Here is a 16,733-nt window from a genome sequence, read left to right on the forward strand (position 1 = left end):
CTTTTTATTTTTCTACAGCAGTCCATTGACAATCGTCATCACAGACTCGCCTACCTTCTCTGATTTCGCTGCCGCGTCTTCCAGGGAGGTACCTTTCACGCCGTAGTAGAACTTGATCTTCGGCTCGGTTCCAGACGGGCGGACGCAGAGCCATGCGTTGTCTTCCAGTTCGTAGTAGAGAACATTGGAGGATGGAAGTCCGGTCGGTTTTACCTCGCCGGTTGCCAGATCCTTGACGGTATCTGCCTTGTAATCGCGGACAGCCAGCACTTTATGTCCGGCAAAATCGGACGGTGTGTGGGCGCGGAAATATTCCATGATCTCCTGAATTTTTGCCAGTCCCTCGATGCCCTTTAAGCCGATGGACTTCACTTCATCTTTATAATAGCCGTATTTCTCGTACATCTCGACCATCGCATCCCACAGCGTCATGCCTTTTTCCTTGTAATAAGCAGCCGCCTCGCAGAGTGCTGCGGTTGCGGAAATGGCATCTTTATCGCGTGCGTATGTACCGATCAGGCAGCCATAGCTCTCTTCCATGCCAAACAGATAGGTTCCTTTGCCTTCCTGCTCATTTTTGAGAACCTGTTTGCCGATCCACTTAAATCCGGTCAGAACCTCGATGAGCTCTGCGCCGTAATTCTTCGCAACTGCATCTACCAGATTCGTCGTAACGATGGATTTAACAACCTGTCCATCTGCCGGAATCTTGCCGCTCGCCTGTTTCTGGCTGAGCACATACTCGCAGAGCAGGGAGCCGGACATATTGCCGGTCAGCGGAATGTATTCGCCGGACTTGGTATCTTTGACATACACGCCCAGACGATCGGCATCCGGATCGGTTGCCAGAACGAGGTCTGCATTTTTCTCTTTTGCCAGAGCCAGTCCCAATTCAAATGCTTCCTTTGCCTCCGGGTTCGGATAGCTGACGGTCGGGAAATCGCCGTCTGGAAGCTCCTGCTGCGGAACCACATATACATGGGTAAATCCAAGCTCTTTCATCACACGGCGTGCCGGGATATTGCCCGTGCCGTGAAGCGGTGTATACACGATCGTGATCTGATCCTGCATGCGGTCAATCGCGCCCTGATTGACTACCTGTGCCTTGACCTGTGCAATATATTTGTCGTCGATCGCTGCACCGATGATCTCGTAGAGTCCTTTTGCCTTTGCCTCTTGTACTCCCATCGTCTTAACGGTGGAAAGATCGGTGATCGCCATAACTTCCTCAGTCACACCCTTGTCATGCGGCGGTGTAAACTGTGCGCCGTCCTCCCAGTAAACCTTGTAGCCGTTGTACTCCGGCGGGTTGTGGCTGGCAGTGATGTTGATGCCGGCGATGCAGCCAAGCTCGCGGACTGCAAAGGAAAGCTCCGGCGTCGGGCGCAGCGTCTCGAACCGGTACGCCTTGATGCCATTTGCCGCCAGTGTCAGCGCTGCTTCCTCGGCAAATTCCGGGGACATATGACGGGAGTCAAATGCGATCGCCACGCCTTTTGCCGCGCCGCCCTGCTTGATGATGTAATTTGCCAGTCCCTGGGTCGCACGGCGGACGGTGTAGATATTCATCCGGTTAATACCTGCACCGATGATGCCGCGCAGTCCTGCCGTACCAAACTCCAAATCCATATAGAAACGCTCTTTAATCTCATTTTCATCGCCCTCAATGGCGCGCAATTCCTCTTTCGTTGCCTCGTCAAAGTATGGATTTTCCAGCCATTCTTTGTAAATCGTCATGTAATCCTTCATGATTCACTTACCCCCTGCTTTCTTCTAGGATGACTTTCTTTTTCTCCATTATAGTATAATTATTCTGAAAAATAAAGAGAATTTCGGTTACTATTCTTTGTCTTTATTTTTTCGTTTTTCAAAGTTTCTCCATGATATATCGAATACGCTTAACCAAAGAATTTATATGCATATGTAAATCAACATTTCTTATCGGATTGCCTCAAGAAAGAGGTTCCGCGCCGTCTGCTGTTCTTCCAGCTTCTGCAGTTTTTCGATGCTGCGGACTGGAATCCACGCCTTGCCTGCATTATAATAAAAATTTAACTGTTTCCAGTATTTTTCCGGATATAAAAACAGGTAATAGAGGTATGTCCGCTCCTGTGCATTCAACGGCAGAATACGATCATACGTCTCCAGCAGCCGCATCCCCAGACGCAAATCCCAGCCATGCTTTTCCAATATTTTGCGCGTAAAATGATACAGGTCTTCGACCTGGACGCCCCGGTGCATCCGGTTAAATTCAATTACCGCCATCTCATTTTCTTCTGCCAATAAAATATGGTGCTGGTTCAGATCCCCGTGACACAGGTAGTTTTCCGGCTCGCCGTTCCGCTCGATCTGCGCTTTCAGCCCGCCTGCTGCTTCCTGCGCCTGCTCATAAAAGATGGCAAAGCTTCCGCTGACTGCCCTCTCAAAATCCGATTTACGCCGTTTTTTCCGGATATAATTCCGCGTACGGACAAGTTCCCGGTTGTGGCGCTCCATCTCCGCCACCGCCGGACGCGTGAGAATTGACCCCAGATTCCACGACTCATCGATCGCAATGCCGCGCAATGTCCGGTGCAGTTTCGCGATCTGCCCGACCGCCCGGACTACCTCCGCCTCGCTCTGCACACTGCACTCGCGCCCGGAAAACCATTCCTTCACAACACACCGCGTTCCATCCTCCGCCACCGACAAAAGCTCGCCCTCCCGGTTCCGCATATACTGATCGGTCCGGCATGTTTTCTGATTTTGCAGAACATTCATGATTTGTTCTTCAAATTCAAGACGTTTGACGGTCCCCTTATATTCCCGGAGGAGTTTTAACCCCTGACTCGTCTCGCAGATCCACGCGCCTCTTCCACGGCGCTTCGACTGCACTTCCAGTTCATACTGTTCCAGCACCTCGGTTGTTCTCTCGTTCACAACTTCCCCCTCCTGCCTCTATCCGGCTGCCCGCCTTTCCATTTCCCAAAAGAATGTGGACAGCACATTTTCACGCCGGGCCACAGCTGCTGACAGCTATGTTAATTGCAACATTCACACGATTATGCAAATATGCACATCAGACACCCAGCCTGCTACTCCTAACCTATGAGAGGGGGCTTACAAATATGCTTATGCATAAATATCGCAGATTTGAAACACAGTGCACAAACTATCACACACAATCGCCAATGTGGAGTGATTACGAAATTCTGTTCATTGCCATCATTTTGACGGTATGTTACAATGATTCACGTTGGGATAAAAAAGCGTTCTGGCTATTTGTCCCAACAATCAGGCAAAAAATCAAATAATATATTTTACTGTAAATGAAAAGGAGGTCTCTCTTTGTCCATACAATCCGCTCATCGTTCCAATGATGAAAATACGCGCCCGCATTCAGGCGCAGCATCATCCCGTGAAGCTGATCTCGGCAGTGCGCCGATCGGGTCACTTCTTTTTAAACTGGCGCTCCCGGCAATTGCCGCACAGATCATCAACGTTCTCTATAACATGGTTGACCGCATGTACATCGGCCATATCCCGGACATCGGTCCCAGCGCCCTGACCGGCGTCGGCGTCACAATGCCGATTATCATGTGCATTTCCGCTTTTGCCGCGCTCGCCGCCATGGGCGGTGCCCCGCAGGCGTCGATCCTGATGGGAAAAGGCGACAAGGATTCTGCTGAAAAGGTACTCGGCAACTGTACCTTCATGCTGACCGTCATTTCGCTCGTCCTGACCGCCCTGTTTCTTGGCTTTGGGCGCCCGATCCTCCTGATGTTCGGCGCCAGTGAGAAGACAATTCTCTACGCCTGGAACTACATGAAAATCTACGTCTGCGGCACTTTCTTCGTCCAGATGGCGCTCGGACTCAATGCCTTTATCAACGCACAGGGTTATGCCAAAACCGGCATGATTACCGTTGCCATCGGCGCTCTCTGCAACATCATCCTCGATCCGATCTTTATCTTCGGACTGCATCTGGATGTGCGCGGTGCGGCACTTGCAACCATCCTTTCACAGGGTATTTCCTGTATCTGGATTCTGCGTTTTCTGACCGGAACGCATAGTACCCTGCGGATACGGCTCCGCAACCTGCGCCCGCAGAAGAAATTTATCCTGCCATGCCTGGCGCTCGGACTGGCGCCGTTTATCATGCAGTTTACAGAAAGTGCACTGTCCATCAGCTTTAACACCAGCCTGTTGAAATATGGCGGCGATACCGCGGTCGGCGCGATGACGATTCTTTCCAGCGTCATGCAGTTTTCCATGCTGCCGCTGCAGGGGCTCACGCAGGGCGCGCAGCCGATCATCAGCTTTAACTATGGAGCAAAAAATATCGACCGTGTGAAAAAAGCGTTTCACCTGCTTCTGCGCTCGGCAGCCTGCTATTCCACCTTGCTCTGGCTCTTATGTATGCTGGTTCCACAGATTTTTATTTCCATCTTTACCAGCGACGCAGATCTTGCCAGCTATACCATCTGGGCGCTCCGGATCTATATGGCAGCTTCCCTGCTCTTTGCCATCCAGCTCGCCTGCCAGCAGACTTTTATTGCCCTTGGAAATGCGAAAACATCCGTCTTTCTGGCATTGCTCCGGAAAGTGCTGCTTTTGATTCCGCTGATCTTTATCCTGCCGCATTTCGTTTCAAATCCGGTATTCGGCGTGTTCGTGGCAGAACCGGTGGCAGACACGATTGCGGTGGCGACGACGGCGGCGCTGTTTTTCAGGGAGTATAAGAAATTGGGATAACTCTTTTAATCATCCTCTGATTGAAAATATTGTTGTTAAAAAAGCAAAAGAGAAAAGAGACAAAATCGTTTGTCCGGCTTGTCCTGCCGGTTCCAAACGATTTTGCCTCTTTTCTCTTTTTATTTATTAATCTTCTTATGCTTTACTGGTTTTGGCATTCTGCGATTGTTTCAACACTTCCACCTCAGCCAGAAGCCGCTCTTTCTCATTCCAAGCCGGATTCTCCAGCACCTTTTCAAAGAGAAGATGCAGCGTTTTTCCAAGCGCCGGTCCCGGCTGGATGCCTGCCTGAATCAGGTCTTTTCCGGTTACCGCCAGAGTTTTAAGACGGATACAGTCACCGCGCTCCCGGATCTGCCTTGCAAGTGAGCGAACCATTTCCACCGCATCCATGCGCTCCGGTATCAGAACTTCTTGAAGGAGAAGCAGCCAGTCAAAGACCGTATCTTCCATCGCACTCATCGCGTGGCGGACAGCGCTTTCCTCCGGTTCCATCTGCATGAATGCAAAACGGCTCAGAATCTTCGCCTTATCGATCGTGTCGTTGTCCATCTTGAGTTCTCTCAGAACCCGGACACAAGTTCCCTCGCCCGCCGGGGCAAGAAAATACGACCAGCGCAAGGCTTTTTCTGCTGGCAGATGTGCCGCAGCAGCAGAAATTTCCCCCGCCATGTCTGTCTCACATTCATGTTTCACGAACATGTGCCCCTGCTGCGCTACCGTTTCCGTTTTGATCGCATCCTTGTCAGCAGCTGGCACATCCTTCGAACATACTTTTTCTTCCAAACTCTGCTTTGCACAGCTTTTCTGCTTTTTCCACGCCGCAAATACCTCCGGAAATGTCTTTGAAATGTACGGTGCCAGTCCTGCCGCCTCCGTTTTCCAGATAAATTCCGGGCGGTCGGACAGGAGTGTTTTTGTCAACTCCACCTGCACCCGTTCCTTGCTCACATGGACAAGGGAGGGCGCCAGCTCACAGAGCGCCTGCCAGGTCTTTTTCTCTATCGAAAATCCCAGCTGGGCCGAAAAGCGGACGGCACGCAGGATCCGGAGCGCATCTTCCGTAAATCGTTCTCCCGCATCCCCGACGCAGCGGATCCGGCGCGCTGCCAGATCCTCCGCCCCGCCGAAAATATCGACAATTCCCGTTTCGTGGCTGTATGCCATCGCATTGATCGTGAAATCACGCCGTCTCAAGTCCTCACGCAGTTCGGCAGTAAATACGACTTCCTTCGGGTGGCGTCCATCCTCATATTCACCGTCAATCCGGTAGGTGGTTATTTCATATCCGATATGATCACGCATGACTGTGACCGTACCGTGCTGAAGCCCGGTGTCGATCGTGTGACCGAACACCTGCTTCACCTCCTCCGGGTGCGCCGAGGTCGTGATATCCCAGTCACCGGGAATCCGCCCCAGGATCGCATCGCGGACACAGCCGCCGACTGCAAATGCCTCGTAACCATGTTCTCGCAGCTTTCCCAGGATTTCCTCGACCTGGACCGGCATTTCTATCCGTTTTGGAATCATATTAATATGCCTTACCCCAGTAAACCATCTTCGTTGCCGGCTTGCCGCAGCATACGCAGGTGTCAGCCAGATGTTCCTGATTGAACGGGATGCAGCGGGAGGTTACGCCGACTACTTCTTTCAGTTTATCCTCGCACTCCTGATTGCCGCACCACATTGCCTTGATGAAGCCTGGCTTATTTTCTGCGATCTCCTTCATCTCATCCAGTGTTGTCGCTACATAAGTATGGGAATCTCTGTGTGCTTTTGCACGCTCAAACATATCGTGGTGAATCGTCTCCAGAAGCTCGCCAACCTTTGCTGCGATCTCATCCAGAGATACCGTAATCTTCTCATGCGTATCACGGCGAACCAGAACTGCCTGATTTTCAGCAATATCTCTCGGCCCGATCTCGACACGTACCGGAATACCGCGCATCTCGGACTCGCTGAACTTCCATCCCGGAGATTTGTCGGAATCATCCACTTTGACACGGAAGTTGGACAGAACCTCTTTTACCTCAAATGCCTTGTCCAGAACACCCTCTTTTGCCTGCTGAATCGGAACGATCATAACCTGGGTCGGAGCTACCTTCGGCGGCAGAACCAGACCATTATTGTCACCATGAACCATGATGATCGCGCCTACCATACGGGTTGTCATACCCCAGGAAGTCTGATGAACGTATTTTAATTTATTATCCTTATCCAGATACTGGATGTTAAATGCCTTTGCAAATCCATCGCCGAAGTTGTGGCTGGTGCCGGACTGCAGTGCCTTGCCATCGTGCATCAGGGACTCGATCGTGTAGGTTGCCTCTGCACCGGCAAATTTCTCCTTGTCGGTCTTGCGTCCGCGGATAACCGGAATTGCCAGGAAGTCCTCGCACAGATCCGCGTATACATTTAACATCATCTCGGTACGCTCCTGTGCTTCCTCAGCGGTTGCATGAGCAGTATGACCTTCCTGCCATAAGAACTCTCTGGAACGCAGGAACGGACGGGTGGTCTTTTCCCAACGTACAACCGAAGCCCACTGGTTGTAGTTTCTCGGCAGATCGCGGTAAGAATGTACGTCATGTGCATAAAAATCGCAGAACAGAGTCTCGGAAGTCGGACGTACACACATTCTCTCCTGTAACGGCTCTAAACCGCCCTGTGTCACCCACGCTACTTCCGGTGCGAAACCTTCTACGTGATCTTTCTCTTTTTCCAGAAGACTTTCCGGAATAAACATAGGCAGATATACGTTCTCTACGCCGGTTGCCTTAAAGCGCTTGTCCAGTTCATTGCGAATATTCTCCCAGATCGCATATCCGGCCGGTTTGATAATCATGCAGCCCTTTACGCTAGAGTAATCAGAAAGCTCTGCTTTCTTTACGATGTCCGTATACCACTGGGCGAAATCTTCATCCATCGATGTGATGGCTTCTACCATTTTCTTTTCCTTTGCCATGTCATTTCTCCTTGTTAAAAACATTTTATTGAAATCCGGCTTGCCGGATTTTGGCGCCGAGGCGCGGCTGCCATCGCAGCCATATTCCCCCGCGCCGAGTGTACATTGTTGTTTTTTATTTCGTAGAAATAAAAAAGCCATCCGATCCCTGCTGATCGCTGCGATCAAAGGGACCGAATGGCTTAACTTCGGCGGTACCACCCTACTTAACCAGAATTTCGTTCCGATTCTGGCTCACTTAACTTCCGTTAACGCCGGAAATACGTTACATTTTCATGCACAGCTCCAGGGTCGGTTCAACTTTCAGGGACACAAAAGCCTCGCACCATACGGCTTTCTCTCTGGACGTGTGTCAAAGTTTACTGATTCCTCTCTTCGCCTGTTTTGTTTCTTATTGTTTGATGTTCTAAAATCAAACGCCGGATTTCTTCCACGGCATCCACAAACTCAACCGCGCAAATCCTGACAGTATTATGATTTTACGCCAATCGGTCGGGTTTGTCAAGGCTGGAACTCGCCCTTGTACAAGTCTTGACGATGCCTCGCATTTTTTACTCGGTCGTCACTGACTCGGTTGCGTCCGAACAAAAAATAATGTTTTTATCCCTATCTTACGAATCCTATTTTAATAAAATGTCCTCCCGGTACATCTCCGCCAGTGACCGCAGAATCTTCGCCGTCATCCCCCAGATGATTCCTTCCTCACGGCGGTAGAAGTAGACATCGTAATGTCCGCGCCGCCAGCGGTAATCGCGTCCGCCCGGAACATCTTCAAACGGGAATGTCTCTTCCGGCACGGTCACAAGTTCTGTTTCATATCGCTCCGGTTCATGTTCCGCGAACCAGCGGAGCGGGACAGAAAAGGTATGATCGACCTCCGCCTCGGAATATGACCAGCGGTAGCCCTGCAGCGCACCTAAAAATGGAGAAATCTCCATCGCTCCGGGTGCTTCCAGCACATCCAACGGCGCGATAACGCGAATCTGGCGGCGACTGATTAAGAGTTCTTCCATCGCCTCACGGATCGCCGCCTGCTTCGGTGTCTCGTCCCGCTCAACGGCACCGCCCGGAAAACAGATTTCGCCCGGCTGAGTTTTTAAGCTTCCCGCGCGCACCTCAAACACCACGTGGTACTCCCCGCCTTTCTGAATCAAAGGTACCAGCACCGCCGCCCGACGGATCTTCTCCTTCTCCAGCCTTCCGGCTCTCCGGCTGCCCCAGACTCGGCTCATCTGCGCCAGCTCGCCGCCCTGTGTCTGTTCCAGGAATGATGCAACACATTGGTTAAATGCGTCCGGGTTCTCTGCTGCAATAAAATGGGTGCCCTCTAAAAGCCGAAGCCTTGCGTTTGGCAGAGAACGTGCGATTTGGCGCGTGTGGCATTCGCAGATCATGTCGTCGCTCCCTGCTACCACAAGGACGGGCATTTTCAGGCGGTGGAGAAGCTCAGGGCGGATCCAGGGTTCATACAACATTAAAGATAGAAGCTCTTTTTTGTGTATATTTGCCTTCCGATCATTTTCCTTATTTTCAGAAATTTTTTCTTTCTGACAGCTTCTTCTCTGTTGTTTATTCAGTCCTTCCTGTCCATTCTGTTTTTCGTTTTCTTTTGAAAATTGCTTTTCTGTCCGCATTTTTCCTGCTGCCATCTGCATTTTCCCCCGTATCTGCCCGATGCCGCTTTTCTGCAGCCAGAGCTTCCCCACAACTCCCACATACTCCCGCGCCACATCCGCCAGCACGGACGGCTTCATGCCAAACGGGTTTAAGTTCGCTCCATTTAAAATCAGCCGATCGACATATCCCGGATATTTCAGTGCAAAAATCAGCGCAATATTGCCGCCGTCGCTGAACCCCAGCAAAATGATCCGCCTAAGTCCCCGGCGGTCAAGAAATCCTTTCAAATCATCAGCAAACCGTTCCAAGGTAAATGTCCCACAACCACGCGGAGATCTGCCATGTCCGCGGGTGTCCACCGCAATCACGAGATATTTTGATTCAAAAAAGGATATCTGGTTCACAAAATAGGAGCTGTCCTCTCCATTTCCGTGAAGCAGCACCATCGGCTGTCCGGAGCCTGACTCTTTTGTATATAAATTCACGTTTGTTCCTCCATATTAAATGATATGCATATTTATTTCAGCTTAACATCCAGCTATCTTCCAGCAACTCTTTCTCTGCTGTTTTTCCAGAACTTTTATGCGTTTTTAATTCCTTATCTATTATATATGATCCTTTTGTCTCGCGGCAATTCTAAAAAATTCCTTCATCTCCTTAAATTTCCACATTCAAAAACAATTTCAGATCGTCCATCCACCAATACTCCACTTTTTTCCTCTTTTCTCCTCTAAAAGCGCCTACTTAATGAGCAGCCGCTCCTTCGTCCGCTTCCCCATACTCCTCCACAAAATCCTTAATAATCAACAGCCCAATCGGACCCAGCAGAAATCCAAACAGACCGAACAGCTGCAAGCCCACATAGATCGCCGCCAGCGTTTCAAGCGGCGACAGCCCCATTTTCTTCCCCATCAGGTGCGCCTCCGTGAACTCACGCAGAAAATAACAGAGCAGATACAGCCCGAAGAGAATCAGCGCGTGTCCCCACTCCCGCTTAAACAGGAGAAAAAGACTCCACGGCACCAGCGCCGTCCCTGCGCCGAAGATCGGCAGGGCATCCAGAACCCCGATTCCGATTCCGCCCAGAATATAATATGGATTTCCAATCAGCAAAAGCCCCGCCATCGAAAATGCCGAAGTCATCAGGAAAATGACCGACTGGGTTTTCAGCCATGCGCTTCCTGTCACCGCAAGGCGCCTGCCGAGCAGGAAAAATTCGCGGTGAAACATCGAATCAAACCGCCTCCGGCGCAGTTCGTCCATCTCCTGTAAACTCAAAATCGAGGCAATGAAAAATAAAACAACCACAATAACCGCGCGCACAATCCCCGCCGCAGCAGGAACTGATTTCTGAAGGAGCTGCGGCAGCAGGATCTCCTTGACCTGTCCACCGCCCTGCAAGCCTGTTCCGCGAAAGAGCTGCCCGATTTTACCGGCAGGCAGATGAAGGACTCGCTCGATCGACTGTTCAAATTGCTGTCCGAGCAGTGACAATTCTTCCATCCGTCCTGGAAGCTCTTCTAAAAAGTGTTCCAGCTCCTCCGTGAAACGCCGTCCCCCTGCTGCCAGCAGACCGACCAGAAAAATGCTCAGCAAAATCAGCTCCACGCCCCCGATCATACCGATGGGAACGCCGATCATGCGCCCGCGGAAGGAGATTCGCAGCCGTTTTTCGAGAAATGCTGCCGATGGCTGGAGAAGCAGCGCCATCAGATACGCTGCCAGAAATGGGAATATAAGCGGCAGCAGGTAACGGAAACTCAAATACACGCCCGCCGTGACTGCTACTGTGAGAAATGCTTTTTTCTGTTTTCTGCTGAGTGCCATCTGTCTGCTCCACCTTCCCGATTTTTTCTTTATGCCATACCCCGTTATGGTTCTATGATTTCTACAGACATCCATTCAAACAAACGTCTTTTCCTTAAACCTACACGCCCTTTTTTCCGGATGTATGGCAACGAAAAACCACAGGAAACCGGTGTCAGCTCCCGCTTCTCCCGGCTCCTGCGGTCTCTTTTGTAAGCCCTCTTTAGTCGCTCCGGGGCTTACCCATGGACTTTGCCCATTTATGATTCGTACTTCCTTTGTACACACTCTAGTATGGGCAGGCTGGATAAAAATATACACGTCTTACCTTCTATTCACCCTTGACCTTTTATTTTCTTGACTTATAGAAAAGTTCGCTCACAGAACAAATTGCGGTTTGGTGGAAAACTCCATTCTTTTTCCCGTCACCGGGTGAAGGAACGATAAACGGACCGCGCACAGCGCCAGCGGTTCCCGGCGGGCACGTCCCACGGAAGCAGCCGCTGGTGCGCCATACTTGGTATCTCCCATGAGCGGTGTCCCATGCGCGGCAAACTGTACGCGTATCTGATGGTGGCGTCCTGTGTGAAGATGAATTTCCACCAGTGAACGCACGGTACCGTCTTCCTGTTCTTTTTTTTCTAATATCTGATATTCCAGCTCTGCCCGTTTCGCACCGGCGACCGACTTATCCACAATCCGGCTGGTATTCGTTTTCCCGTCTTTCAACAGATAATCCACGTACTTACCCACATTATCCACAGGTTTTCCACATACGAGCGCCTGATAGATTTTCTCCAGTTTTCCCTCCTGTACCTGACGGCTTAAGTGCGCTGCCGCTTTCAGGTTCTTGGCATATACCATCACACCGCGCACCGGCTTGTCCAGTCGGTGGATAACTCCAACATACGGATCCACTGGGGCTGTGGACGCTTTTGGGGATAATCCTGTGGATAACTTTTTCGTCTCCTGCACCTTCCGGTGGAGATAATTTTTTATCTCGCTGACCATATCCGGCTCCAGGCGTCTCGATGTCTGCGACTCAACTCCAGCTGGTTTGACCACAACTAAAATATCTTTATCTTCGTATAATATATCTAACATAACCGATTTCCTCTCTACTTCATCCATGGATTCCCGAGCATTTTAACTTCTCAAATCATCTATGAGCCTTTTTTCTTTCTCTTCTTTAAAATTTTCATATGCAAACCATTGCATATATTTATTGCCAACTCACACGAAACGTGAAAACCTTTCGTTACTGTTCATACATTATATTATAACATATCCCATCCCCCTCTTGCATATTTTTCAGAAAAGATGTATAGTATATAAAAACATTCTATGTAGTTTTAAATACTACATATCATATTCACAATTACTTTATTGATATTACGGCAAAGGAGGTTATCCTATGATTTCTAGTGAAAAACATACATCTGACACAACGGAACTCGTTGAAACAAAGCATCATAAATTCCACGTAAAGGATCCCGGAAGCGCGCTGACGCATTTTATCGCGATGATCGGCGCGGTGATCGCGGCAGTTCCGCTGCTTCACAAAGCGGCTGGAGAAGCAGATTCGCGCCATCTTGCGGCGTTGGCTGTGTTTATCGTCAGCATGATTCTGCTCTATGCCGCCAGCACGACCTACCACACCTTTAATATTTCCGAGCACGTTAATAAAATCCTGCGTAAGATCGACCACATGATGATTTTCATCCTGATTGCCGGAACTTACACACCGGTTTGCCTGATCGTCCTTGGAAATAACGCCGGTTACCGGCTTCTGGCGCTCGTCTGGGGTATCGCGATTGCCGGGATTCTCGTCAACGCGCTCTGGATCAACTGCCCGAAGTGGTTCTCCTCGCTAGTTTACATCGCGATGGGCTGGATCTGCGTGCTGGCGTTCCGTCAGATCGTACTGGCACTTCCGAAAAGCGCATTTCTCTGGCTGCTGACCGGCGGACTCATCTATACGGCTGGAGGCATTATCTACGCATTAAAACTGCCGATTTTCAATGCAACGCATAAAAATTTCGGTTCGCATGAGATTTTCCATCTGTTTGTCATGGGCGGAAGCCTGTGCCATTATGTGATGATGTACGCATTTGTAGCATAAGGGTGAAATCCCCATTTCGTCTGACAGGCATTATGCCTCATACGTACACGAAATGCATACATTCAATTTTTTATGTCACATTCATTCTCCTTTCAAAAAAGGAACCGTCCTGATGCCAGCTGATAAGCTGACCCAGGCGGTTCCTTTTCAATTCATTAAAAGCGTTTAAAAATTTTCTACGAAACTATTTTCTGTGTTTTTACGTGCTTTCTCATGTTGCTCCTTTATCAAAGTCTCTTTTGATTTCCTTGTAATAAAGCACGATTCCCGTGACACCGACCAGCACTTCCGAGATCGGAAATGCAAACCAGGTAAAGCGCAGGTCAATCAGCGACAGCAGCCAGAAAATCGGAATCAGGCAGCAGATCTGGCGCATCACGGACAAAAAGAGGCTGATCTTTCCATTTCCGATCGCCTGGAAGAAGACCGGGGTCATCAGTGAAAATACCGCCGGAATAAAACTTGCCCCGATGATAGGGAATGCATTTTTTCCGATCGCGATGACCTCACTGCTCTTTGAAAAAACCTGGAGCAGCTGCACCGGAAAGAAAACGAAGCAGATCACACCGACCAGCATAAACACACAGGAAAATCCATAGCTGTCCCGCATAATTTCCCGGCATCTCGCATAGCTCTTGGTTGCATAGTTAAAGCTGAGCACCGGAACGATACACGTCTGCAAGCCCATCAGCGGGATAAAGAAAAACGTCTGCATTTTATAATAAAGCCCCAGCACCGTCACTGCCGAATCTGAAAATCCGGCAAGGATCGCATTTAAGATCACGATATAAACTGTAAATAATGCCTGCATAATAATCGACGCGTAGCCAAACCAGTAGATCTGCTTGATATAGAGCGGCATTTTTGTGCGCTCTGGCAATCTGCCAACCCCGCCAAACGATGTGATGACCGCAGCTGCCACCTGTCCGCAGACAGTCGCATAGGCAGCACCCGCGACTCCCAGCTCCGGCACCGGACCGAGTCCGAAAATCAGGATCGGGTCAAGCACGATATTCGTCAGCGCCCCCACGGTCTGGGCGACCATCGGACGGTGCATATTGCCCCGCGACTGATGGACCTTCGTCCAGTTTCCTTCCAGAAATGCCCCGATGCTGCCGATACAGACGATCTGTCCGTAGATAACAGCACTCTCGATCGCTTCCGGGGTATTCGCACTTGTCAGGACATACGGACGCATACAGAAGATCGAGAAAATGGCAAATATAAACCAGGTTCCAAGCGCCAGAAGCGTGCCTGTTCCCGCTGTTTCTTCCGCCTGTCCCGGCATTTTCTGTGCATACAGGCGCGCCATGTAGGTATTCACGCCCACACCGGTTCCCACCGCCAACGCAATGATGATGAGCTGCAACGGATAAATGACCGAAAGCGCCGTCAGCGCCGATTCGGAATATTTTCCCACAAAAAAACTGTCCACAATGTTATACATCGCCTGAATCAGCTGCGCCAGCATAACCGGAGGTGCGATTTGCAGCAATATCTTCGGAATTTTCTCCGTCCGGAAAAATTCTGTATCCGTTCCCGCCTTACTCTTCATCGTCCGTCTCCTCCAGTGCCTCTTCCAGAATCTGGTCATACTCCATAAACAGTTCCGTCATTCTGCGGATCTTGTCCTCTCCCAGACGTTTCGCCGCCCGTTCTTCCATCCGGCTTAACGAATATAATAATTTTTCCGAATACCGTTCGCCCTCCGGCGTCAAAACAAGCGCCTTTTCCTTCCCGGTGCTCTTTTCCGGATCCGCTACAAGAATCCCGTCCTTTTTCATCTCTGAAATCACATGGTTCACCGTCTGCCGCGGAAGCAGATACGAAACACAGATCTGCTTTTGCGTACAGAATCCGAATTCGCGGATGGTGTAAAGCACCAGCATCCGGTTATAGCTCACATTGTTATTCTTTGCCCACATCGAGTATACACCACGGCAGCGGATGATCGCCTGGTTGACCTGATCGTAAAGTTTTTGTATTTTATATTCCATAACCTTCCCCATTCAATCCCATTTGGGACTGAAAGAAGTATACGACAGGATTTTGAAATTGTCAATCTTTACTCGCTCCGCGATATCAAACCGATATGTTACAATGTACGAATAGTGATTTCCATGGTTTTTTAACTAATAGGCACGCACAATCATCGTCTTCCAGGAGCGGTCCTGGCATTTGTATTCCATCTGGATTTCTGTAAATAACATCCCCGCCTGCCTGTGAAACTTCGCAATCTTTGAAATAAGAAAAATATTCTGATGAAAATATCCTATATCGTTATTATCAAATTTGTTAACAAGGAAACAAGGCGATGGTATACTTGTTTCCATGGAAACATAATGCAGGGGGTAATATTATGAACACAGTACTTATAAATCTATTTGTTACGTATATGAAAAAGCAGGAGATACTTTACAAACTTACGAAAGATGAGAAACTACACGGATATAATTAAATGAAAATTAATATCACAGTCAAAATTACACCTAAATGACTAAAGCGCCGTTCCTTTCTTCGGCGCAAAAAAACGACTCATATCGGTATGTTCCAGCGTAAGCAGTTCCACTTTCTTATCAATTCCACCCGCATACCCGGTCAGGCTTCCATTCGTTCCCACCACACGGTGGCATGGGATGATAATGGAAATCTCGTTATGCCCCACTGCACCGCCTACCGCCTGCGCGGACATATGGGACGCATTCTGCATCTTCGCCAGCTTTTTTGCAATCTCCCCATAGGTAGTCGTCTGTCCATACGGAATTTGCAATAAAATCTGCCACACCGCCTGTCGAAATGCGGAGCCAGTCGGATGCAGCGGCGGAATAAAGTCCGGTTCTTTGCCAGAAAAATAAATATCCAGCCATCTCTTTGCCTCTGTTAAAATTAGGGTTTCCTGTGAAATAACTCCGTCTGGAAGTGTATTTGCAAAATACTTCTGCCCCTCAAACCACAGACCCGTGAGTCCGATCGCGTCTGCCGCCAGCAGAATATCGCCTAACTTTGATTTATATGTACATGTATATACTGTTTTATCCTTCACCGCGGACTCCCCCCAAGGTTATCGACTGCTTTTTTACATCCAATCGCTTTCTGCTTCCTCCAGCTTCTTCACAAGTGTATCTTTAAGAACCGTAAAAGCCAGAATAAAGCTATCGCGTATCAGCAGAATCAACTCGTCTATTTCATCCTCATTATATATATAACAGAGGTATTGCGTTATTTTAACATGAGTAACCATATCTCAGCATCATTGATAAATCCGATCTTATAACCAAGCTGGAAGTTAGCGATTTCTTTTTCCGGTATTCTCTGTCCCACGGATTTCCTCATGATAGAAATAATCTACGATCACCGGATGTCCCTGCGGGACTCTGCCATAAGGCATTTCATTATCCACAAAGGCACAATCATACTTCTTAGCCATTTTCTCAGCTTTTACTTCAAGTGCTTCAAAGTAGCTGCGGTTATGCTTGTTATAGATCTCGT

Annotated in this window: 12 protein-coding genes, 1 pseudogene and 1 other annotated feature; of the genes and pseudogenes, 2 read left to right on the forward strand and 11 right to left on the reverse strand. The window is 49.3% G+C overall.

The window, feature by feature from the left end:
- Positions 1-12 precede the first annotated feature (12 nt).
- Both DWY89_RS13680 and DWY89_RS13685 read right to left on the reverse strand, forming a co-directional pair.
- The gene (locus tag DWY89_RS13680; protein WP_118524151.1) at positions 13-1,749 is read right to left on the reverse strand and encodes a phospho-sugar mutase; all 1,737 of its coding nucleotides are present in this window, start codon (positions 1,747-1,749) and stop codon (positions 13-15) included.
- 189 nt (positions 1,750-1,938) lie between these two features.
- Positions 1,939-2,919 (reverse strand): phosphotransferase, encoded by a 981-nt coding sequence (locus DWY89_RS13685; protein ID WP_118472558.1) that lies wholly within the window; start codon positions 2,917-2,919, stop codon positions 1,939-1,941.
- 414 nt (positions 2,920-3,333) lie between these two features.
- Here DWY89_RS13685 and DWY89_RS13695 point away from each other — a divergent pair, with 414 nt between their 5' ends.
- Complete coding sequence (locus DWY89_RS13695) at positions 3,334-4,734, forward strand: MATE family efflux transporter (protein WP_118524152.1); 1,401 nt, start codon at positions 3,334-3,336, stop codon at positions 4,732-4,734.
- A gap of 135 nt (positions 4,735-4,869) precedes the next feature.
- Here the strand turns inward: DWY89_RS13695 and DWY89_RS13700 are convergent, their stop codons facing one another.
- From DWY89_RS13700 to DWY89_RS13725, 5 genes are all read right to left on the reverse strand, one after another.
- The gene (locus DWY89_RS13700) at positions 4,870-6,264 is read right to left on the reverse strand and encodes a polynucleotide adenylyltransferase (RefSeq protein ID WP_118524149.1); all 1,395 of its coding nucleotides are present in this window, start codon (positions 6,262-6,264) and stop codon (positions 4,870-4,872) included.
- Between the two features lies 1 nt (position 6,265).
- Positions 6,266-7,699: a proline--tRNA ligase gene (gene proS / locus DWY89_RS13705; protein ID WP_022359111.1), complete on the reverse strand. Its 1,434-nt coding sequence runs from the start codon at positions 7,697-7,699 to the stop codon at positions 6,266-6,268.
- Positions 7,700-7,864: 165 nt separating this feature from the next.
- Positions 7,865-8,084: a binding site (T-box leader), on the reverse strand.
- 235 nt (positions 8,085-8,319) lie between these two features.
- Complete coding sequence (locus DWY89_RS13710; protein ID WP_118524764.1) at positions 8,320-9,801, reverse strand: alpha/beta fold hydrolase; 1,482 nt, start codon at positions 9,799-9,801, stop codon at positions 8,320-8,322.
- Positions 9,802-10,060: 259 nt separating this feature from the next.
- Positions 10,061-11,143, reverse strand: a complete 1,083-nt coding sequence (locus DWY89_RS13715; RefSeq protein WP_118524146.1) for an AI-2E family transporter — start codon at positions 11,141-11,143, stop codon at positions 10,061-10,063.
- A 357-nt stretch (positions 11,144-11,500) separates the two neighbouring features.
- A complete protein-coding gene (locus DWY89_RS13725) occupies positions 11,501-12,226 on the reverse strand; it encodes an RluA family pseudouridine synthase (RefSeq protein ID WP_118469495.1) in 726 nt (241 codons plus the stop codon).
- Between the two features lie 310 nt (positions 12,227-12,536).
- On the opposite strand from DWY89_RS13725, the gene DWY89_RS13730 reads away from it, so the two are divergent.
- Positions 12,537-13,244: a hemolysin III family protein gene (locus tag DWY89_RS13730; protein ID WP_118524145.1), complete on the forward strand. Its 708-nt coding sequence runs from the start codon at positions 12,537-12,539 to the stop codon at positions 13,242-13,244.
- A gap of 211 nt (positions 13,245-13,455) precedes the next feature.
- Here the strand turns inward: DWY89_RS13730 and DWY89_RS13735 are convergent, their stop codons facing one another.
- The 4 genes and pseudogenes from DWY89_RS13735 to DWY89_RS13760 all read right to left on the reverse strand — a co-directional run.
- Positions 13,456-14,799, reverse strand: coding sequence for an MATE family efflux transporter (locus DWY89_RS13735; RefSeq protein ID WP_118524144.1), 1,344 nt, complete (start codon positions 14,797-14,799; stop codon positions 13,456-13,458).
- A complete protein-coding gene (locus DWY89_RS13740) occupies positions 14,789-15,241 on the reverse strand; it encodes a MarR family winged helix-turn-helix transcriptional regulator (protein WP_118524765.1) in 453 nt (150 codons plus the stop codon). The genes DWY89_RS13735 and DWY89_RS13740 overlap by 11 nt, the downstream gene beginning before the upstream one ends.
- 500 nt (positions 15,242-15,741) lie before the next feature.
- Complete coding sequence (locus DWY89_RS13750) at positions 15,742-16,287, reverse strand: methylated-DNA--[protein]-cysteine S-methyltransferase (protein ID WP_118524142.1); 546 nt, start codon at positions 16,285-16,287, stop codon at positions 15,742-15,744.
- Positions 16,288-16,530: 243 nt separating this feature from the next.
- Positions 16,531-16,733, reverse strand: a pseudogene (locus DWY89_RS13760) (radical SAM mobile pair protein B); the annotation flags it as partial.

Origin of the sequence: Clostridium sp. AF27-5AA, from assembly GCF_003478415.1 — a bacterium.
Taxonomy (GTDB): domain Bacteria; phylum Bacillota; class Clostridia; order Lachnospirales; family Lachnospiraceae; genus Otoolea; species Otoolea fessa.

Coding starts and splice junctions, on each gene's coding strand:
- DWY89_RS13680 (WP_118524151.1), bottom strand. CDS start 1,749: ATGAAGGATTACATGACGATTTACAAAGAATGGCTGGAAAATCCATAC.
- DWY89_RS13730 (WP_118524145.1), top strand. CDS start 12,537: ATGATTTCTAGTGAAAAACATACATCTGACACAACGGAACTCGTTGAA.
- DWY89_RS13700 (WP_118524149.1), bottom strand. CDS start 6,264: ATGATTCCAAAACGGATAGAAATGCCGGTCCAGGTCGAGGAAATCCTG.
- DWY89_RS13740 (WP_118524765.1), bottom strand. CDS start 15,241: ATGGAATATAAAATACAAAAACTTTACGATCAGGTCAACCAGGCGATC.
- DWY89_RS13725 (WP_118469495.1), bottom strand. CDS start 12,226: ATGTTAGATATATTATACGAAGATAAAGATATTTTAGTTGTGGTCAAA.
- proS (WP_022359111.1), bottom strand. CDS start 7,699: ATGGCAAAGGAAAAGAAAATGGTAGAAGCCATCACATCGATGGATGAA.
- DWY89_RS13735 (WP_118524144.1), bottom strand. CDS start 14,799: ATGAAGAGTAAGGCGGGAACGGATACAGAATTTTTCCGGACGGAGAAA.
- DWY89_RS13715 (WP_118524146.1), bottom strand. CDS start 11,143: ATGGCACTCAGCAGAAAACAGAAAAAAGCATTTCTCACAGTAGCAGTC.